Here is a 19550-nt window from a genome sequence, read left to right as displayed (position 1 = left end):
CGTGTGAGGTCACGCACAAGGCATTACCCGCCGGTAGCGGCGGAGTCGACGCGGTCCCGGCCGTCCTCGCAGATGAGGGCGCACGCCGGGGCCGCGTCACCGTTCCGGCCCCGCCCACCGAGGCTTCATGGGTGTTTGACCGGTCGGTCACGCCCTGGTAACACCAGAGCGTGACACTCACACAGTGACATTGGTGTCACACGACGTGGATCGCCGCTTTCCGCCCCAGATCCACCCGCCGCACCGCCCCGCACCACAGAGCACCACCCCGCACCACAGAGCACCACCCTGCGCACCGCCCCGCTCCACGCAGCACCCGCCGCTCCCGTACCCGCTCCCGTTCTCTCCGAGGGGACCCCCGTCATGCAGGCCGCGCCCGTCCGCGCCACCGCGATCCCGTCCGTCACCGACGCCCTGCGCGCCGTCGAGTCGCTCCTCATGAGCGGCGGCCAGCGCACCGCCCGGCGCAACGCCTGGACCTCCGTCCTGGAGGACCGCCGTCGCGCCAAGGACCGTACCGAGGCGCAGCGTGTCCTCGAAGAGGTCACCTCCGCCCGTCTCTGACCGACCCGCCCCGACGGCCCGCGGCCGTCGCGGCACCCCCGGCCCCCGGCCCCTTCCCCCGGCGGGCTCCCCCACCGGGCACTGCCGTCGTCGGCACTCCCGGGGCCACGTAGACTGCGGGGCATGGCGAGGAAGGACACGGCGGCGGACGCCGCTAACCCCGGGCGACTGAAGCAGATCGCCCTGACCTACAAGATGACCCGCAAGGCCGACAAGAAGATCGGTCTTGTACTCGCGGCTGTCGGAATCGTCACCTTCGGTGTCTTCCTCGCGATCGGTTTCCTGATCGGTCACCCCGTATATCTCGGCATCCTGGGCTTCCTGCTCGCCTTCCTCGCGACGGCGATCGTGTTCGGGCGCCGGGCCGAGCGGGCGGCCTTCGGGCAGATGGACGGACAGCCGGGCGCCGCGGCGGCCGTACTGGACAACGTCGGCCGGGGCTGGACCACCACCCCCGCGGTGGCGATGAACCGCAACCAGGACGTGGTGCACCGGGCCGTCGGCAAGGCCGGCATCGTCCTGGTCGCCGAGGGCAACCCGAACCGGGTGAAGAGCCTGCTGGCCGCGGAGAAGAAGCGGATGAACCGCATCGTCGCCGACGTCCCCGTGCACGACCTGATCGTCGGCACCGGCGAGGGCCAGACCGAGCTGAAGAAGCTCCGGACGACGATGCTGAAGCTGCCCCGCGTGCTCACCGGCCCGCAGGTGACCGCGACCAACGACCGGCTGCGCTCGCTCGGCGACCTGATGAGCAACATGCCGCTGCCGAAGGGCCCGATGCCCAAGGGTATGCGGCTGCCGAAGGGCGGCCCGCGCCAGCGCTGACCACCACGACCCGTACCACCCGTACACGACGTCTGAGGGGCGCCCGGATCACTCCGGGCGCCCCTCAGACGTGTGCGGGTCGTTCGGCCGCGGGTCGTGAGGCCGCGGGTCCGCGCCGCCGCGGGGCACGGTGGCTCAGATACGGACCTCGACCGTGCGGGCCACCCGGTCGTGCAGGCCGCGGCCATCGCGGTCCCAGACCAGGGCCGGGACGGCGAGGCAGAGCAGGACCGAGCGGGCGGCGGCGCGCAGCGGGTTGACGGTGCCGGTGTCGAGGGAGACCACGCGGAGCCGGAACAGCCGCTTGCCGGGGGTGAAGCCGAGGGTGCCGACCGTGAGCAGGCTCATCACCAGGAAGACGAGGAGCGTCCAGTTGCCGGTGTCGGTGCCGTAGCCGTCCGTGATGAGGCCGTATGCGATCAAGAGGCAGAGCCCCCAGTCGACGGCGAGGGCGCCCAGCCGACGGCCCGGACGGGCCAGCGAACCGGGCCCGTGCTCGGGCAGCCCCAGCTGCTCGCCCCGGTAGCCGAAGTCGGCCCCGGCCTCTTCCATGGCCGCGCGCGGGCCGGACAGCCACGATCCGATTGCTTGCCTGTTGTCCACCCGACCACGGTACTGTGCCCCTCCCCCGCACGGGCAGGCCGGGTCTTCCCCGCGGGCCGGGCGGAGTGGTAGGGGGCTACGGTGGAGGCCGGGCCGGTTAACTTCTGCGAAACAAACGGGTCACGCCGGAGAAATCACCCGTCCCTAGGGTCGACGACAGCGTGTGCCACCGCACTGGCCGCACGAACGAACTACCACCCCGGCCGGGCGGTCGGGAGTAGGAGGAGCTGGATGTTCCAGAACGCCGACGAGGCCAAGAAGTTCATCAAGGATGAGGACGTCAAGTTCGTCGACGTCCGCTTCTGCGATCTGCCGGGCGTCATGCAGCACTTCACGGTGCCCGTCGAGGCGTTCGACCCGGACGAGGAGCTGGCCTTCGACGGCTCGTCGATCCGCGGCTTCCAGGCCATCCACGAGTCCGACATGGCGCTGCGGGCCGACCTGTCGACGGCGCGCGTGGACCCCTTCCGCCGCGACAAGACGCTGAACATCAACTTCTTCATCCACGACCCGATCACGGGCGAGCAGTACTCCCGCGACCCGCGCAACGTGGCGAAGAAGGCCGAGGCCTACCTCGCGTCGACCGGTATCGCCGACACCGCGTACTTCGGTCCCGAGGCCGAGTTCTACGTCTTCGACAGCGTGCGCTTCGCCACCAGCGCGAACGAGAGCTTCTACCACATCGACTCCGAGGCCGGCGCCTGGAACACCGGTGCCCTGGAGGACAACCGCGGCTACAAGGTCCGCTACAAGGGCGGCTACTTCCCGGTCCCGCCGGTCGACCACTTCGCCGACCTGCGCGCCGAGATCTCCCTGGAGCTGGACCGCGCGGGCCTCAAGGTCGAGCGCCAGCACCACGAGGTGGGCACCGCCGGCCAGGCCGAGATCAACTACAAGTTCAACACGCTGCTCGCCGCGGCCGACGACCTCCAGCTCTTCAAGTACATCGTGAAGAACGTCGCCTGGCGCAACGGCAAGACCGCGACCTTCATGCCGAAGCCGATCTTCGGCGACAACGGCTCGGGCATGCACGTCCACCAGTCGCTGTGGACCAACGGCGACCCGCTGTTCTACGACGAGGCCGGCTACGCGGGCCTGTCCGACACCGCCCGCTACTACATCGGCGGCATCCTCAAGCACGCGCCGTCGCTGCTGGCGTTCACCAACCCGACGGTGAACTCCTACCACCGCCTGGTGCCGGGCTTCGAGGCCCCGATCAACCTGGTGTACTCGCAGCGCAACCGCTCCGCCGCAATGCGCATCCCGATCACCGGCTCGAACCCGAAGGCCAAGCGCGTCGAGTTCCGCGCGCCCGACTCCTCCGGCAACCCGTACCTGGCGTTCTCCGCGCTGCTGCTCGCGGGCCTGGACGGCATCAAGAACAAGATCGAGCCGGCCGAGCCGATCGACAAGGACCTCTACGAGCTGGCCCCCGAGGAGCACGCCAACGTCGCGCAGGTCCCGACCTCGCTGCCGGCCGTCCTCGACTCCCTGGAGCGCGACCACGAGTTCCTGCTCGCGGGCGACGTCTTCACGTCCGACCTGATCGAGACGTGGATCGACTTCAAGCGCGCCAACGAGATCGCCCCGCTCCAGCTCCGCCCGCACCCCCACGAGTTCGAGCTGTATTTCGACGTGTGATCGCGCCGGGAGCCCGCGCTCCCCGGACTCCGACGCCCCCGTACCGGTTCTTCCGGGCGGGGGCGCCGTCGTATGGTTTCTGTACGGGTGTTCGACGGCAGCGGGAGCGGGAGATGTCCGGACCGGGCGACGAGGAGCGGGAGTTCGACCTGCGCTGGGCCGACGGCGCGGACCACAAGGAGCCCTCGGCGCGGGCCCGCATGCTGGCCGCCCGCTGGAAGCACCACCCACCCACCCCCCAGCCCTTCCGCCCCGACCCGACCCCCGTGACCCGCCGCAGATCACCCTGGGTGTCGACAGCGATCGTCCTGGGCTGCGTCGCCGCCCTCATCCTCCTCCTGGGGTGGACCCAGTTCCGTGCCCCGTACTAGCGGGCCCGGACGGTGAGCGCCGCCGGAGCGCTCGCGGCCGGGGGGCCGGTGCGCGAAGCGCTCGGCACCGGCGCCCCGGAGGCGTGGGTGGCGCTCGACGCGGCCGTGCGGGGGCCGGGGGCGTACGGGGTGGTGCCGGGGCGCGCAGAGCTGTGGGCCGCGGACGGTACCGGTCCCGGCGGGGAGTCGTGGCTCGCGCTCGCCCTGTGTCACGCCGACGGACGGGTCCGGGAGGTCGCCGTACGGCGGGCCGCGGGGCGGCCCGAGCTGCTGCCGCTTCTCGTGCTGCGCGCCGCGGACTGGGCGGGCCCGGTGCGGGAGGCGGCCCGTGACGTGCTGCGGGACCGGCTCGGGCCGGACACCGCCGTCGCGCTGGCGCCGCTGGTCGTACGGGTCGCACGCCAGGAGCGGGGCGCGTACGCCCTGGACCTGCTGACGGGCGTGCTGCGCCGGGCGGGCCGGGACGCGCTCGGCGCGCTGCTCGCCGGGGACGACCGTGACGCGCGGCGGCTGGCGTACCGGCTCGCCGTGACGGACGGTCTCTTCACACCCGCCGACCTGGCCCGCGCCGCCGACGACCCCGACGTCGTCGTGCGGAGGCTGGGCACCGAGGCCGCGCTCGCCGCCGTACGGAACGGCGGCGCGTACGACGACGTGCTCGGGGCGCTGCTCGGCGCGCGCGATCCGGGGGTGCGGGCGGCCGGGGTGACCGCGCTGCGGGCCGCCGGACGGGCCGGGGAGGCCACCGCCTTCCTCACCGACCGGGCGGCGGGGGTGCGGGCCTGCGCGCGGTACGTCGTCCGGGCGGCCGGGGCCGATCCGCTGGCCTGGTACCGGCGCCGGTGCGCCGACGTCCGGGAGCCGCTGCTGCCGCCGGGAGCGGTGGCGGGGCTGGCGGAGTGCGGGGAGCGGGCCGTCGACGCGGACACGCTGCGCGCGCTGCTCACGCATCCGGCGCCCGGCGTACGGGCCCGCGCCGTAGACGGGTTGCGGGTCCTGGACGTGACCGACGTACCGCTGCTGTGGCCGCTGCTCGACGATCCGGCGCCCGCGGTCACCCGCCGGGTGGCCGAGGCGCTGGCACCGTCCGCGCGGCTGCTGGACGCCGCCGGGCTGACGGAGCGGCTGGCGCCGGGACGGCCGCGCCACGTACGGCTGGCGGCGGTGCGGCTGCTCGGCGCGTACGGCGGGGTCGCGGGGCTGCGGGCGCTGGTGGGGGTGCTGGACGATCCCGACGAGGCGCTGCGGCGGCGGGCCGAGGAAAGGGTGCGGCGGTGGCGGGTGACGGCCGACGTACGGCGTGGAGTGGTGGCCGGACCGGATGCCGCTGCCGAGGCGGTGGAGGTGGCCGCGCTGCTGGAGCGGATCGGGCCGGTGGCCGGGGCGGACGGGGTGCGGCGGCTGCGGTGGGAGGCGGGGCTTCCGGCCCGGTGACGCCATGGGACAGCGGGGCGGGAGGCTTTGCTGGTCCTAGGGGGGATCGGGAGCGCTTCATGGGAGGGGCGCGGTGCACACTGGCAGTGGGGCCGAGTGCCTGATCTGTGGGTGGTGGTACACATGCGGAGCCGCTTCCGGAGCGACCGGCGGCTGACCGTGCGGATGACGGTCACGCTGTTTCTGCTGGGACTGCTGTACGTGGCGTTCGTCGCCGCGCTGATCGTGCTGCTGAAGTCGTGGGTGCTGGTCGTGGTCGTCGCGGCGGGGATGCTCGGCGCGCAGTACTGGTTCTCCGACCGGATCGCGCTGTTCGCGATGCGCGGGCGGGTCGTGGAGCGGGAGGAGTACCCGCAGCTGCACGCCGTCGTCGACCGGCTCTCCGCGATGGCGGACCTGCCGAAGCCGGTGGTGGCCGTGTCCGACCTGGACATGCCGAACGCGTTCGCCACGGGCCGCAACGCCGACCACGCCGTGGTGTGCGTGACCGGCGGGCTGCTGCGGCGGCTGGAACCGGCCGAGCTGGAGGGGGTGCTCGCGCACGAGATGGCGCACGTGGCGCACAAGGACGTCGCGGTGATCACCGTCGCCTCGTTCCTCGGGGTGATCGCCGGGCTGGTGGTGCGGTTCGCCTTCTACAGCCAGCTCTTCGGCGCCGGACGCCGCGACCAGAACACCGCGGCCGTCTTCGCCGCCGTCATCGGGGTCTCGGTCGCGGTGTACGGCATCAGCTTCCTGCTGATCCGCGCCCTGTCCCGGTACCGCGAACTGGCGGCCGACCGGGCGGCGGCCCTGCTCACCGGGCGGCCCTCGGCGCTGGCCTCCGCGCTGACCAAGGTGACCGGGGACATCGCGCGCATCCCGTCCAAGGACCTGCGTACGGCCCAGGCGTTCAACGCCTTCTACTTCACGCCCGCGCTGGGTGCCGAGCCCGGCCTCGCGGGCCTGTTCTCCACCCACCCGAGTCTGGAGCAGCGGCTCGCGCAGCTCGGGCGGATCTCCGCCGAACTGGGCGAGGCCGCCACTCCGGGGAAGGCGGGCTGACGATGGGGCTGCTGGACATCCTGCTCGGCCGGTCCAAGCCGGTCGCGCCCGACCTCGACCGTCTCTTCGCGCTGCCGTCGGCGGCGGTCACGCTGGAGGCGGCGGCCGGGTTCACCCCGACCGGGCAGGGCGCGGTCTGCTTCGCCACCGTCGAGGGCGCGGCCTTCGACCAGACGCACCGGGAGGTCCAGGCCCTCCTCGACGCCGACATCGACCGCACCGGGCCCCCGGTCCGGCTGCTGCGCGACGACTACGGCTACTCCTGGCTCTTCTCCCACCGCGGCCCCGACGACCTCTCCGCCCTGGTCAACGACCTGCACGCGGTGAACAGCGCGATGGAGGTCAACGGCTTCGGGCCGCAGCTCCTGTGCTCCCTCGTCGGCTTCACCGACGGCGAAGGGCGCCGCCTGGCACTCGTCTACCTCTACAAACGCGGCTCCTTCTACCCCTTCGCCCCGCTCGCCGGACCCGCGGAGCGGCGCGACAGCGCGCTGGAACTCCAGGTGAAGGCCGCCCTCGCCGACGACCTGCGGATGGAGGAGGACCTGGGCCGCTGGTTCCCGGTGTGGGGGGCGCCCGGAATCTGATCCCGGTGCGTGAGGCCCCGCCGCCGGACGCCCCCCGGCGCCTCTGCCCACCGGATGCCCGGCATGCGGCATGCTCCCGCCCGCCCTAGAGTCGCCACAAAAGGCGCATAACGGCGTACCGGTACGTCAGGAGATCGGCCGACGGTTCCTCCCTGCCGGTCCGTCGGCGCCTCATCCACTCGGCATGGCCTAAGGGGTGCCCGGCATGAGCAATCTGTTCGTCGTCGCCTACGACGACCTCGCCACCGCCAACCAGGTGCGCGCGAAGCTGTTCGAGCTGTCCAAGCAGCACCTGGTGGAACTGGAGGACGCGGTCGTCGTCGAGCGCCGCGAGGACGGCCACATCAAGCTGCACCAGGCGGTGAACCACATGGCGGTCGGCGCGGCCGGGGGCGCCGTCTGGGGCGGCGTGATCGGCCTCCTCTTCCTGGCCCCGCTGCTGGGGGCCGCGGTGGGTGCGGCGGCGGGCGCGGCGGGCGGCTCCCTCACCGACACCGGCATCAACGACTCCTTCATGAAGGACCTCAGCCAGAACCTCCGCCCCGGCGCCGCGGCCCTCTTCGTCCTGGTGAAGCACGCCGCCGGGGACAAGGTCGTCCCGCAGATCGCCTCCTTCGGGGGCCAGTTGGTGCAGACCTCGCTCAGCGGTGCGGAGGAGGAACAGCTCCGGGCCGCGATCAAGGCGGCGCAGACGGGTCCGGCGGCGGCGGACACCGGGAGCCCGGCGGGAGCATCGGGCGCGCCGGAAGCACCGGAGGCACCGGGCGCGCAGACGGCGTAGTCCTCCGCGGCCCCAGCCACGCCCTCCGCATCGCCCCTTCCCCCCTCTCGGCCCCTGCCCCGCACCGGGCAGGGGCCCGTTGTCAGTGGGGTCGGGGAGGATGGCGGGACAGGGCGGGTGCGGCGGACGGAGGCGGGTCATGGGTGGCGGCAGGGCGGCGGGCGGGGTGCGGCGGGTCGGGGTGGCCGAGCGGCGGGCGAGACTCGCGCTGCGGCACCGGCTGACGCCCGCGCGCCGGGCGGCGACGCCGGAGGAGGTGGCCGCCGATCTCGTCGCGCTGCACGGCTCCGATCCGGCCGCCGTCTATCTCTCGGTCGGGGCGCGTCTCGCGGACGCGTCGGTGACGGTCCGGGAGACCGGCCGCGCGCTGTACGAGGACCGGTCGCTGGTGCGGATGCACGGCATGCGGCACACCGTGTTCGCCTTCCCCACCGCGTCGGCGGCGGTGGTGCACGCCTCGACGGGCCTGGTGGTGGCCGCGCGGGAACGGGCGGCGCTGCTCAAGGACATGGCGAAGGCGGGCGCGCCGGACGCGGTCTGGCTGGCGGACGTGGAGGCGGCGGCGCTGGCCGCGCTGGAACGGCTCGGCGAGGCGACCGCGGCGGAGCTGGCCCGCGAGGAACCGCGCCTGCGGGAGCGGTTCGCGTACGCGGCGGGGAAGCCGTACGAGGGGATTCACACCGTCGGTTCGCGGCTGCTGAAGGTGCTGGGCGTGGAGGGGAAGGTGGTCCGGGGCAGACCGCTGGGCTCGTGGACCTCGTCGCAGTTCCGGTGGGCGCCCGCGCCCGCGCATCGCGAGCTGGACCCGGCCGGGGCGCAGGCGGAGCTGCTGCGCGCCTGGCTCACCGTGTGCGGTCCGGCGACCGAGGCCGACCTCAAGTGGTGGACGGGGTGGAAGGTGTCGGAGGTGCGGCAGGCGCTGGCGGCGATCGGCGCGGAGACGGTGTCGCTGGACGAGGGCACGGGCGGCGAGGGCGGCCCGTCCGCCACGGGCACGGGGTTCGTGGTGGCGGGGGACGCGGAGCCGGTCGCCGCGCCGGAGGAGCCGTGGGCGGCTCTGCTGCCGGCGCTCGATCCGACGGCGATGGGCTGGCAGTCCCGCGACTGGTATCTCCCGACAGCGCTGCGCCCGGCCCTCTTCGACCGCAGCGGCAACATCGGTCCGACGGTGTGGTGGAACGGCCGGATCGTCGGCGCCTGGGCGCAGCGCGCCGACGGTGACCTGGCCTGGCGCGTCCTGACGGACGACGAGGGCACGGACCGGGACGCGGAGAAGGCGATCCGCGCGGAGGCGGACCGGCTGCGGGGCTGGCTGGACGGGACCCGCGTCACGCCCCGCTTCCGGACACCGGTGGAGAAGGAACTGGCGGGGTAGGGGCGAGGCGGGGCAGGCCCTCTCCCCCGCCTCGCCCCTCCCCGCCTCGTCCCCCTCCCGGCGGAGCCGTCCTCAGCGGGCGTAGCGCATCAGCGCGCGGACCATGTGGCAGGTGGTGTCGGACGGCGGGTGGACGCCGATGAGGGCGGCCGTGCTGCGGATCTTCTCGTTGCGGGCCTGGCCGGGCAGGTAGACGCCCGAGTCGAGCAGGGCGATGGCGAGGCGCATGGCCTTGAGGCGGCGGTTGTGGGTCAGGTACCAGTCGCGGGGGCGGCCGGGCGGCAGGGGCCGCTTGGCGACCGGCGCGCAGGGCCGGTCGAGCGGGACGGACCGCTTGGCGGTGGACTGGGTGGGCAGCGGCTTCGGCTTCAGTGCGGCAGCGGGCACAGGCATCCTCCTGTCGCGGCCGGGGCTCCGGTCTGACCCCCGGCGGAACTCTCGAACACTGCCCCCAGTGTACCGCCGCCCACTGACATCCGGGGGGCCGGAAGGGCAGTGAAATGTGCTGGTGGTGGCCGTAGTTGGCGTCTCGTCACCCGATGGTCCGACAGGGGCACGTGAGGTTTCACGAATTCGAACAGAGACGGGCACGGCAGCGCCCCGCGCCCGCCCCGCACCCGACTCCCGTGTGACGCACGCCACGTGGATTGACTCCTGTAACCGCTGAGTAACGACCTGCCGGTGCCTCGTACATACCGGCGTCCGCTTCCCTACTCCCCCCTTGCAGGAGGCGCGTATGTCGCGCAGGAGAACCCTCGGCCCGAAGAAGAAGATCGCACTGCTGGTGGGTGCGGCGACCGTGGCGGGCGGCGGTGCCTTCGTCATGGCGACGACGTCCAACGCGGCGCAGACGGCGGCCGAGTCGACCGTCTGCCAGGGGCTGGCCACCGCGCTCGGCAACAACCAGAAGTTCATCGACGACCAGCGGGCCAACCCGGACGCCCAGTCCGCGGCCCGCATCACGAACCGTGAGGCCGTCATCGCCCAGATCAAGGTGCAGCAGAAGGCGTCGGACTGCGTCGTTGGGGAGTCGGCTCAGGGCTCCCAGGCGGCTCCTCCGGCCCAGGGCGGCAACCAGCAGGCCCAGCCGCCCGCGCAGAACACCCCGCCGCAGAGCAACCCGCCGCAGGCCGACCCGCCGCAGAACGCGGGCGGTGGCGGTGGCGCCGCGGGCCAGCAGGTCTGCAACGGCTCGACGGTCACCCTCTCCGGTGAGGGCGGCGCCCCGGCCGCGTCCAGCAACCAGTTCCCGGCGGGCACGAAGCTGAAGGTCACCAACCTCGACAACAACAAGTCCACCACCGTCGAGGTGACCTCGGTGTCCGGCAGCTGTGTGCTGCTGAACAACGCGGCCTTCGAGCAGGTGCGTGAGCCCGGCAAGTTCCTCATCCGCCGGGCCGTGATCGAGAAGGTGGGGTGACGCCTTAGCGCCGACCGCTCGATCTCGTACGTGTCACAGGTCCCGCTGTTCGCGGCCACGAACAGCGGGACCGCCGCGTGTGGGCGACCGGCGGCCACGGGGAGGCGCGGCGCGTGCCCGCCCCCGGCCCCGTCAAGCCCATCGCATACGAGTCCCCGGCCCGGCCCCGCGTCGGGGCCCCCGCCCGCCCGCGCACCCGGCACTCCCGGCCCGCTCCCCCGCCCCGAGAGGCCCGTGGGGCGCCCCGAAGGTGTCCCCGAGGCGCCCCGGAGACGCCCCGGAGCAGGTGAGACGCGCCACAGCATCGGCCGGTAACACGGGGTTCACAGTCGGGCAATGATCGGGAAATCGCCTGTTGGCAGTCTGCCGGGCATCGAGTGCGGCGCCCCGGTGTCGTAGCGCAGCGGCACTCGTGCATCCCGCCGAGCCCGGCGGAACCGCGGCACCCGCGGCACTCGCAGCACCCGCACGTGCGTGTGACCACCCCCGAAGGAAGTGGCCCGTGACCTTCAAGGCTGAGTACATCTGGATCGACGGCACCCAGCCGACCGCCAAGCTCCGCTCCAAGACGAAGATCGTCGCGGGCTCCCCCGCCGGTCTGGACGCGCTGCCGATCTGGGGCTTCGACGGTTCCTCCACGAGCCAGGCCGAGGGCCACGCCTCGGACCGTGTCCTCAAGCCGGTCTTCACCTGCCCGGACCCGATCCGCGGCGGCGACGACATCCTCGTGCTGTGCGAGGTCCTCGACATCGACATGACGCCGCACGAGTCCAACACCCGTGCCGCGCTCGCCGAGGTCGCCGCCGAGTTCGCCGCGCAGGAGCCGATCTTCGGCATCGAGCAGGAGTACACCTTCTTCAAGGACGGCTACCCGCTCGGCTTCCCCAAGGGCGGCTTCCCGGCCCCCCAGGGCGGCTACTACTGCGGTGTCGGCGCCGACGAGATCTTCGGCCGTGACGTCGTCGAGGCGCACCTGGAGAACTGCCTGGCCGCCGGTCTCGGCATCTCCGGCATCAACGCCGAGGTCATGCCCGGCCAGTGGGAGTTCCAGGTCGGCCCGCTCGCCCCGCTGGAGGTCTCCGACCAGCTGTGGGTGGCCCGTTGGCTGCTCTACCGCACCGCCGAGGACTTCGGCGTCGCCGCCACCCTCGACCCCAAGCCGGTCAAGGGCGACTGGAACGGCGCGGGCGCGCACACCAACTTCTCCACCAAGGCGATGCGCGAGACCTACGAGGCGATCATCACCGCCGCCGAGTCGCTCGGTGAGGGCTCCAAGCCCCTCGACCACGTCAAGCACTACGGCGCGGGCATCGACGACCGCCTGACCGGTCTGCACGAGACCGCCCCGTGGAACGAGTACTCCTACGGCGTCTCCAACCGCGGTGCCTCGGTGCGCATCCCGTGGCAGGTCGAGAAGGACGGCAAGGGCTACATCGAGGACCGCCGCCCCAACGCCAACGTGGACCCGTACGTGGTGACCCGCCTGCTCGTCGACACCTGCTGCTCCGCCCTGGAGAAGGCCGGACAGGTCTGACCGACGGTCTTCCGGGGCCCGCCGAGGGTCCTGGGAGGTCTCCCGAGGTGTTCCGGAAGGGGCGCCCGCCGTGACGGCGGGCGCCCCTTCCGCGCTCCGGCGGCCACTTCGCGCCAAGGAGGCGTCCAAGCTGTGAGAGGAGCCTCCTGTTACGGGCAGGTGTCTGGTTCAATGGGCCCATGGCCAGCTTCCAGAACCGCACCGCTACGGGTCGCCACGACCTGGAGCCGTTCTGGCCTTCCCGTCAGCACCACGACTTCGACCGGGTGTGTTGCCGCGTGAGGAACGCGCCGGCCCTCTAAAGCCGTACACCCCGGCCTTCGGCCAGCGCGCACGACGTACGTCCTCGACGGACCCCGACCACGAATCGCGGCCGTCGTCCTCCCCGACGAACTCCTCGCGCGAAAGAGCTGACCCCTCATGGCGACCTCTCGTTCACTCTCCTCGTCCTCCGTCTCCGCCCTGTCCTCCGTCCCGGCGCTCCCCTCGGGTTCCGCCGCCCCGCACCCCGCCCCGGCCGCCGCCGGGACCGCCCGGCACCGGCTGCGCGCCGTCGACCGGGACGAGGTGGTCGACGTCACCGACTTCCTCCCGCCGGGCGCCACCTGGCTGCCCGCTCCCCCGCACACCCTGCCCACCCTGCCGGGCCAGCCGCCGATGGTCGGCTACCTGGTCCTCGTCCCGGCCGACCAGCAGCCGCCGTTCCTGCCGCTGGCCCTGGCCGGGCAGCCGCAGACCCCGGCGCCCGTGTCCGCGCCGACGGCACCCGCCGGGGCCACCGACTCCGCCCCCGCGGTCCCCGCCGTCCCGGAGGCCGGTGAGCCGCTGGTGCGGATCGACGACGTGCAGCGCACCGCGTCCGTGAACGGGCGCCAACTCGACCTGACGTACCTGGAGTTCGAGCTGCTCGCGCATCTGGTCGCGCACCCGCACCGGGTGCACACCCGCGACCAGCTCGTCACCACCGTGTGGGGCTACGGACATGTGGGCGACGGCCGTACCGTCGACGTCCATGTCGCCCGGCTGCGCCGCAAGCTGGGCGTGGAGCACCGCAAGGCGATCCAGACCGTGCGCCGCGTCGGCTACAAGTACACCCCGCCGACCAGCCGCTGACCCCCCGCGGCCCGCACCGCCCGCGGCGCGCGGCCCGGCTCTGCCGTCGGCAGAGGACGGTTCCCTCCCGCCCCCGCGGCGGGCAGAGTCACCGGCATGAGACTTCTGGTGCTGGGCGGTACGGAGTTCGTGGGACGGGCCGTCGTCGAGGCGGCCCTCGGGCGCGGCTGGGACGTGACGGTCCTGAACCGGGGACGGCACGCACCCGTCCCCGGCACGCGGTCGCTGACCGGCGACCGCACCGCGCCGGGCGGCCTGGACGCCCTCCTCGCGGGCGAGGGCTGGGACGCCGTCGTCGACACCTGGTCGGCGGCGCCCCGCGCGGTGCACGAGGCGGCGCGGCTGCTGCGGGGCCGCGCCCGCCGGTACGTGTACGTGTCGAGCGCCTCGGTGTACGCGTGGGCGCCGCCCGCCGGGTACACCGAGGACGCGCCGCTCGTCGAGGGGGCCGCGCCCGACGCGGAGCGGACCGACTACGCCCGCGACAAGCGGGGCGGCGAGCTGGCCGCCGTGGACGCCTTCGGCGCCGACGCCTCCCTCCTGGTGCGGGCCGGGCTGATCCTCGGCCCGTACGAGAACGTCGGCCGGCTGCCCTGGTGGCTCGGCCGGATCGCGCGCGGCGGGCCCGTCCTCGCGCCGGGACCGCGGGACCTGCCCCTCCAGTACGTCGACGCCCGTGACCTCGCCGCGTGGACGCTCGGCGCGGTGGAGCGGGAGCTGAGCGGGCCGTACACCCTGATCTCGCCGTCGGGCCACGCGACCATGGGTGAGCTGCTGGAGGCGTGCGTGCGGGCCACCGGCGGCCCGGCCGAGCTGCGCTGGACGGCGCCGGAGACGGTCCTCGACGCCGGGATCGAACCGTGGACGCAGCTGCCGGTGTGGGTGCCGCCCGGCACCGACCTGCACGACGCGCTGCACCGCGCCGACGTCTCGCGTGCGGTGGCGGCCGGGCTGCGCTGCCGCCCGGTCACCGAGACCGTCGCCGACACCTGGAGCTGGCTGCGGGAGATCGGCGGCACGGCGCCGCAGCGCGCCGACCGGACCCTCAAGGGCCTGGACCCCGAGGTGGAGGCCAAGGTGCTCGCGGCGGCCGGTCCGGGGCCGTCCGGGACGGCGGACGGAACCCGGGGGGTGTAGCTGGCACCACCCCCCGGCCGGGGGCTCCGGCCAGTGACCGGGGGCCGCCCGGCGGCGAGACTTGCGGCATGAACACCGACATCAAGAGCGGGTACGGCGGGACCGGCGACGGCAGGACAGGAGCACGGGTGCGGGCGCGGGGCATGGTGCTCGCCGCCGCGCGCGGTCTCGGGCTAGCCGTCCTCGCGCTGCCGTCCGCCGTCCTGTGCTTCGTGCTCACCGCCGTGTCGGTGGCGCTGATCCCGATCGGGATGGGCCTGGTCACCACCCCGTACGTGCTGACGGGGGTGCGGGCCGTCGCCGACCGGCGGCGGGCGCTCGCCGCCGCCTGGGGCGGGGTGCGCATCGAGTCGGCGTACCGGCCGCTGCCCGCCGGGGCCAACCCGTGGACGCGGACCTTCGCGATGCTGCGCGACCCGCAGGTCCTGCGGGACCTGCGCTGGCTGCCGGTCGACATGACGGCCGGGTTCCTGACCGCGCTGGCGCCCGCGGTGCTGGTGTTCTTCCCGCTGGAGGGGTTCGCGCTGGCGCTCGGGCTGTGGCGGGCGGTCGCGGACGGCGGCGACACCTACTGGTACGCCTTCGTCCCGGTCACCGGCCCGCTCTCCGCCCTGGGCGCCGCCCTGCTCGCCGCCGTGCTGCTGGTCCTCGCCCACCGGTACGCGGTGACCGCCCTCGGGTACCACTTCCGGCTCACCGCCGCCCTCCTCACCCCCAGCCGGGCCGAACTCGCCGAGCGGGTACGGGTGCTGACCGCGACCCGGCGGGACGCGGTGGACAGCTCGGCCGCCGAACTCCGGCGCATCGAACGGGATCTGCACGACGGGGCGCAGGCCCGGCTGGTGGCGATGGGCATGGACCTCGGCACCGTCGCGATGCTCGTCGACTCCGACCCGGCACGGGCCAAGCAACTCCTCGCGCACGCCCGGCAGTCCTCCGCCGACGCCCTCGCCGAACTCCGCGACCTGGTGCGCGGCATCCATCCGCCGGTGCTCGCCGAACGCGGACTGGGCGACGCCGTACGGGCGTTGGCGCTGCGGCTGCCGACCCCGACGGAGGTGACGGTGGACCTGCCCGGCCGGGCGGACACCCCGGTGGAGTCGGCGGCGTACTTCGCGGTCAGCGAGGTGCTGACCAACGCGGTCAAGCACTCCGGCGCCGACCGGATCTGGGTCGACCTGCACCACCGGGACGGCCATCTGCGGATCTCCGTCACCGACCACGGGCGGGGCGGCGCGACCGTCGGGGACGGGGGCGGGCTGGCCGGGGTGGAGCGGCGGCTCGGTACATTCGACGGCGTCCTGGCCGTCAGCTCCCCGGCAGGCGGTCCCACCATGGTGACCATGGAGATTCCGTGCGCGTTGTCCTAGCCGAAGACCTGTTCCTGCTGCGGGACGGGCTGGTGCGGCTGCTGGAGGCCTTCGGGTTCGAGATCGCCGCGGCGGTGGAGACCGGGCCCGAGCTGGAGCGGGCCCTGGCCGACCTGCGGCCGGACGTCGCGGTGGTGGACGTACGGCTGCCGCCCACCCACACCGACGAGGGGCTCCAGTGCGCGCTGCGGGCCCGGCGGGAGCGGCCGGGGCTGCCGGTGCTGGTCCTCTCCCAGCACGTGGAGCAGCTCTACGCGCGGGAGTTGCTCGCCGACGGGCGGGGCGGGGTGGGGTACCTACTGAAGGACCGGGTGTTCGACGCGGAGCAGTTCGTGGACGCCGTACGGCGGGTCGCGGCGGGCGGGACGGCGATGGACCCGCAGGTGATCTCGCAGTTGCTGGCGCGGCGGGAGGCCGACCGGCCGCTGGCCCGGCTCACGCCGCGGGAGCGGGAGGTGATGGAGCTGATGGCGCAGGGCCGGTCGAACGCGGCGATCGCCGGACGGATGGTGGTGACGGAGCGGGCGGTCGCCAAGCACACCGCGAACATCTTCACCAAACTCGGCCTGGAGGTCTCCGACGACGACAACCGGCGGGTGCTGGCCGTGCTCGCCTACCTCGACCGGGACCGGTGACCTGCCGCTCCCGGTCGCGGCGGTGCTCCGCCGGGCCCGCCGGGAGCGCGCCGCGGTGATCCGCAACTGCCGCCAGTTGTGGGGCTGTTGACAACGAAATGCCCCGAGAACCTTCCCCTGGGGCTCTTGAAAATCTGTGAGTCGTCTGAACGCGCGTGGGGCGGCGCCCGTATGAGACGGCGCCGCTTCACTCCTGTCGGGCGCCTCGATGCTGCCCCGCAAGGAAGTCAGAGGAGTTCCATGGGACGCAACACACGTAAACGCCGTTCGTCGATGGCCAACAAGGCCATAGCCGCGTCGGCGGCCCTAGCGCTCGGTGGGGGCGGGCTGATCTGGGCGAACTTCTACGCGTCTGCGCACGAGTCGAAGAACACGTCGCAGAACCAGACCAAGGCCGCGTCGGTGCGGGTGGCCACCATCTCCTGCCCCGACGTCGGGCAGCAGCTGACGAACGTGCCCCGCGGCGCGCGTGGGGGCGTGGCCAGGGAACTGGCCAACCTGGACAAGCAGATCACCGAGGCCTACACCCGCCTCGCCTCGACCCGCCAGGCTCAGGCGCGGGACGCGAACTTCGTCCAGAACGCGATCGTCAGCCCGCTCAAGCAGAAGCGGACGGCCACGATCGACCGCATCCGGATCAACATCCAGCGCGCGGGCGGCCAGGCCCGCAACCTGGGCCGGTTCGCCGCGTGCACCACGCAGAACGCGCAGACCAACGCCGGGGGCGGCCAGAACGGCAACGGCCAGACCGGCGGCAACAACGGCGGCCAGCAGGGCAACGGCGGCCAGACCGGTGGCCAGAACGGCGGTCAGAACGGCGGCCAGAACGGGAACAACGGCGGTCAGCAGGGCAACGGCGGGCAGGGCGGCAACGGCCCGGTGGCGGCGGACTTCGTCGACATCACCAAGGTCGGCCGCAACGCCCAGCTCGGCGTCGGCGCCAACGGCCTGGCGGCGAACGGCAACAGCGGCTCGCGGGGCACCTTCACCACCAGCTGCGGCACCAACGGCAACGACAACCACAACACGGACAACGTGATCGTGGCGCCCGGTGTCACCAACGGCGCGCACCACCTGCACGACTACGTCGGCAACCAGAACAACGACGCGTTCGCCAGCGACCAGGAGCTGGCCGCGGCCGACACCACCTGCCAGAACCAGGGCGACAAGTCCTCGTACTTCTGGCCGGTGCTGCGTCTCCAGGACGGTTCGCAGGACTTCGACCAGAACAACGACGGCGGCGGCAAGGAAGGCAACGTCGGCCGGATCATCCAGCCGGCCCAGGCCCAGCTGAAGTTCGTCGGCAACAAGCGCGGCCCGGTCGTCGCGATGCCGTCCGCCCTGCGGATCATCACCGGTGACGCCAAGGCCTTCATCAACGGCAACGCCAACGCCAACGTGAACTGGAGCTGCACCGGCTTCGAGAACAAGGTGCAGCTGAAGGACAAGTACCCGATCTGCCCGCGCGGCAGCCAGGTGGTGCGCACCTCGAACTTCCAGAGCTGCTGGGACGGCCAGAACATCGACAGCGCCAACCACCGCTCGCACGTGGCGTTCGTCCAGGCCGACGGCAGCTGCGCCAACGGCTTCAAGGCGATCCCGCAGCTCCAGGTGCGGCTGGTCTACAGCGTCACCCCGCCGAAGCTGCGCAACGGGCAGGTGGTGAACCCGTTCGCGGTGGACAGCTTCCCGGAGAACCTGCACAAGCCGATCACCGACCACAACGACTTCATCAACTTCTTCTCCCAGGAGACGATGAACCAGCTGGTCAACTGCATCAACACCGGCAAGCGGTGCCGGTGACGCCCTGCGGGGCGGAGCCGGCCGGTACTGACCGGACCTGAGTGAACGGCGAAGGCCGGCGGTGAGGAGGAATCCTCACCGCCGGCCTTCGTCATGCCATGGAGCCGTCGTGCCGTGGTGACCTCTCAGTGACCGGAGTGGGAGGCTCCCGAGGCGCCGTCCGAGGGGACGTGCGCGGAGTGGTCGGTGCCCTCCTCCAGGTCGCCGCCGAGCGTGCCGCGCAGCGCCGTCATGGTCTTCGTCTCGCCGACGGCCACCCACTTGCGGCCGACCAGGTAGTGACCGCCGTAGTCCTTCGCGCCGTTGATCCACTCGCGCTGGCCGCGGTCGGTGGCGAAGGTGGCGAGGATGAACTTGCCGTCGCCGTTCTTGCAGATCGCCTGGCGGATCTCGTCCGCGTCGGTCTGCATGTCGGGCGTGCACTTCACCTCGGCCGCCAGGTGCTCCAGGCTGCCGGTCGCCGTCTTCGGGACGGCCGCCGCCCGCCCGTCGTCGCCGGAGCCGGAGCCGCAGCCCGCGAGCGCCAGCATCAGCACCGCGCCGCTCACGGCGAGCGTCGATCGGGTCACCTTCATCTGTCCTCCCTGCAAGAGCCTCCTCGTGGATACGGCTCCCGCGCACGGTCCGCTCAAAATACCCGCGCCCCGTCCGGCACCGCCGTGGCAGGGTGGCCCGGTGGACCAGAACTGGGAAGACCGGGTGGCAGCCGTGTGGGCCGACTTCGAGGGCGCGCCCGACGGGGGCGAGAAGCAGTCCGACCGGCTGCGGGCGGCGATCGGCGCGCTCGTCGCCGAGCTGCCGCCGGGCAGCCCCCTCGGCCCCTTCGAGCGGGCCTGCGCCTGGGACTCCACCGGCCACTCCGACCGGGCGGTGCCGCTGTACCGGGAGGCGCTCGCCCTCGGTCTCGACGGCTACCGGGGCCGCCGCACCCGCATCCAGCTGGCCAGTTCCCTGCGCAACACCGGCCGGGCGCAGGAGGGCGTGGACCTGCTGACGCCCGAACTGGACGCGCCGTCGGACGAGTTGGACGACGCGGTACGGGCCTGTCTGGCGCTGTGCCTGTCGAGCCTCGGCCGGGACCGCGAAGGGCTCGCGCTGGTGCTGGGCGCGCTGGCGCCCCATCTCCCGCGCTACCGCCGGTCGATGGCGAACTACGCCCGCGCGCTCACCGCGCCCTGACCGCGCCCGCACCGCGCCTCGGCCAGGACCGCGCGGACCGGGCCCCGCACCGCGTCTTGACCGCCTCCTGACCAGGCCGTGACCGGAGGCCGACCCGGACGGCGGTGACCTCGGCGCGGGTTCGCTCGTTGCGC

The 19550-nt window shown here is 73.2% G+C and carries 20 protein-coding genes; 17 read left to right on the top strand and 3 right to left on the bottom strand.

All coding sequences use genetic code 11. The features are described from left to right. The first annotated feature begins 363 nt into the window (after positions 1-363). Entirely contained in the window at positions 364-564 is a 201-nt protein-coding gene (locus tag ACIQPQ_RS03780) for a hypothetical protein (RefSeq protein WP_383780955.1), read from the top strand. A gap of 123 nt (positions 565-687) precedes the next feature. Then, positions 688-1389, top strand: a complete 702-nt coding sequence (locus tag ACIQPQ_RS03775) for a DUF4191 domain-containing protein (protein ID WP_383780958.1) — start codon at positions 688-690, stop codon at positions 1387-1389. A 135-nt stretch (positions 1390-1524) separates the two neighbouring features. On the opposite strand, the gene ACIQPQ_RS03770 is transcribed toward ACIQPQ_RS03775, so the two are convergent. Further along, positions 1525-1992: an RDD family protein gene (locus ACIQPQ_RS03770; protein WP_383780960.1), complete on the bottom strand. Its 468-nt coding sequence runs from the start codon at positions 1990-1992 to the stop codon at positions 1525-1527. Positions 1993-2223: 231 nt separating this feature from the next. On the opposite strand from ACIQPQ_RS03770, the gene glnA reads away from it, so the two are divergent. From glnA to ACIQPQ_RS03735, 7 genes are all read left to right on the top strand, one after another. Then, positions 2224-3633 carry a type I glutamate--ammonia ligase gene (gene glnA / locus ACIQPQ_RS03765; RefSeq protein ID WP_401299253.1) on the top strand — a complete coding sequence of 470 codons (1410 nt, stop codon included), beginning with the start codon at positions 2224-2226 and terminating at the stop codon, positions 3631-3633. Positions 3634-3746: 113 nt separating this feature from the next. Then, entirely contained in the window at positions 3747-4004 is a 258-nt protein-coding gene (locus tag ACIQPQ_RS03760) for a hypothetical protein (protein ID WP_383780964.1), read from the top strand. Positions 4005-4016: 12 nt separating this feature from the next. After that, the gene (locus ACIQPQ_RS03755) at positions 4017-5438 is read left to right on the top strand and encodes a hypothetical protein (protein WP_401299250.1); all 1422 of its coding nucleotides are present in this window, start codon (positions 4017-4019) and stop codon (positions 5436-5438) included. Between the two features lie 123 nt (positions 5439-5561). Next, positions 5562-6482 carry a zinc metalloprotease HtpX gene (gene htpX / locus ACIQPQ_RS03750; RefSeq protein ID WP_383780966.1) on the top strand — a complete coding sequence of 307 codons (921 nt, stop codon included), beginning with the start codon at positions 5562-5564 and terminating at the stop codon, positions 6480-6482. A gap of 2 nt (positions 6483-6484) precedes the next feature. After that, positions 6485-7069, top strand: coding sequence for a hypothetical protein (locus ACIQPQ_RS03745; protein WP_383780969.1), 585 nt, complete (start codon positions 6485-6487; stop codon positions 7067-7069). 205 nt (positions 7070-7274) lie between these two features. Further along, positions 7275-7850, top strand: coding sequence for a DUF1269 domain-containing protein (locus ACIQPQ_RS03740; RefSeq protein ID WP_401299247.1), 576 nt, complete (start codon positions 7275-7277; stop codon positions 7848-7850). Between the two features lie 139 nt (positions 7851-7989). Next, positions 7990-9225: a winged helix DNA-binding domain-containing protein gene (locus tag ACIQPQ_RS03735; RefSeq protein WP_401299244.1), complete on the top strand. Its 1236-nt coding sequence runs from the start codon at positions 7990-7992 to the stop codon at positions 9223-9225. A 72-nt stretch (positions 9226-9297) separates the two neighbouring features. On the opposite strand, the gene ACIQPQ_RS03730 is transcribed toward ACIQPQ_RS03735, so the two are convergent. Next, positions 9298-9612 carry a hypothetical protein gene (locus tag ACIQPQ_RS03730; RefSeq protein ID WP_383780978.1) on the bottom strand — a complete coding sequence of 105 codons (315 nt, stop codon included), beginning with the start codon at positions 9610-9612 and terminating at the stop codon, positions 9298-9300. Positions 9613-9961: 349 nt separating this feature from the next. Between ACIQPQ_RS03730 and ACIQPQ_RS03725 the strand changes: the two genes are divergently transcribed. The 7 genes from ACIQPQ_RS03725 to ACIQPQ_RS03695 all read left to right on the top strand — a co-directional run bounded on the left by ACIQPQ_RS03725 (position 9962) and on the right by ACIQPQ_RS03695 (position 18237). Further along, a complete protein-coding gene (locus ACIQPQ_RS03725) occupies positions 9962-10645 on the top strand; it encodes a hypothetical protein (protein WP_401299242.1) in 684 nt (227 codons plus the stop codon). A 502-nt stretch (positions 10646-11147) separates the two neighbouring features. Beyond that, positions 11148-12179, top strand: a complete 1032-nt coding sequence (gene glnII / locus ACIQPQ_RS03720; protein WP_401299239.1) for a glutamine synthetase — start codon at positions 11148-11150, stop codon at positions 12177-12179. Between the two features lie 420 nt (positions 12180-12599). After that, on the top strand, positions 12600-13292 hold the full coding sequence (locus ACIQPQ_RS03715; RefSeq protein WP_401299236.1) for a winged helix-turn-helix domain-containing protein: 693 nt from the start codon (positions 12600-12602) through the stop codon (positions 13290-13292). A 96-nt stretch (positions 13293-13388) separates the two neighbouring features. Beyond that, on the top strand, positions 13389-14429 hold the full coding sequence (locus tag ACIQPQ_RS03710; RefSeq protein WP_401299233.1) for an NAD-dependent epimerase/dehydratase family protein: 1041 nt from the start codon (positions 13389-13391) through the stop codon (positions 14427-14429). A gap of 68 nt (positions 14430-14497) precedes the next feature. Beyond that, positions 14498-15799, top strand: a complete 1302-nt coding sequence (locus tag ACIQPQ_RS03705) for a sensor domain-containing protein (protein ID WP_401299231.1) — start codon at positions 14498-14500, stop codon at positions 15797-15799. Next, on the top strand, positions 15784-16434 hold the full coding sequence (locus ACIQPQ_RS03700) for a LuxR C-terminal-related transcriptional regulator (RefSeq protein ID WP_383771601.1): 651 nt from the start codon (positions 15784-15786) through the stop codon (positions 16432-16434). Before ACIQPQ_RS03705 ends, ACIQPQ_RS03700 begins: the two co-directional genes overlap by 16 nt. Before the next feature lie 240 nt (positions 16435-16674). Beyond that, complete coding sequence (locus tag ACIQPQ_RS03695) at positions 16675-18237, top strand: DUF1996 domain-containing protein (RefSeq protein WP_401299227.1); 1563 nt, start codon at positions 16675-16677, stop codon at positions 18235-18237. A gap of 125 nt (positions 18238-18362) precedes the next feature. Here ACIQPQ_RS03695 and ACIQPQ_RS03690 read toward each other — a convergent pair whose 3' ends face one another. Beyond that, a complete protein-coding gene (locus ACIQPQ_RS03690) occupies positions 18363-18812 on the bottom strand; it encodes a hypothetical protein (RefSeq protein WP_383771597.1) in 450 nt (149 codons plus the stop codon). 100 nt (positions 18813-18912) lie between these two features. Between ACIQPQ_RS03690 and ACIQPQ_RS03685 the strand changes: the two genes are divergently transcribed. Continuing rightward, entirely contained in the window at positions 18913-19416 is a 504-nt protein-coding gene (locus ACIQPQ_RS03685) for a tetratricopeptide repeat protein (RefSeq protein WP_401299225.1), read from the top strand. The last annotated feature ends 134 nt before the right edge of the window (positions 19417-19550 follow it).

It is taken from the genome of Streptomyces sp. NPDC091281, from assembly GCF_044757425.1.
Taxonomy (GTDB): Bacteria; Actinomycetota; Actinomycetes; order Streptomycetales; family Streptomycetaceae; genus Streptomyces.
This window is presented reverse-complemented; position numbering and strand designations above follow the sequence as displayed.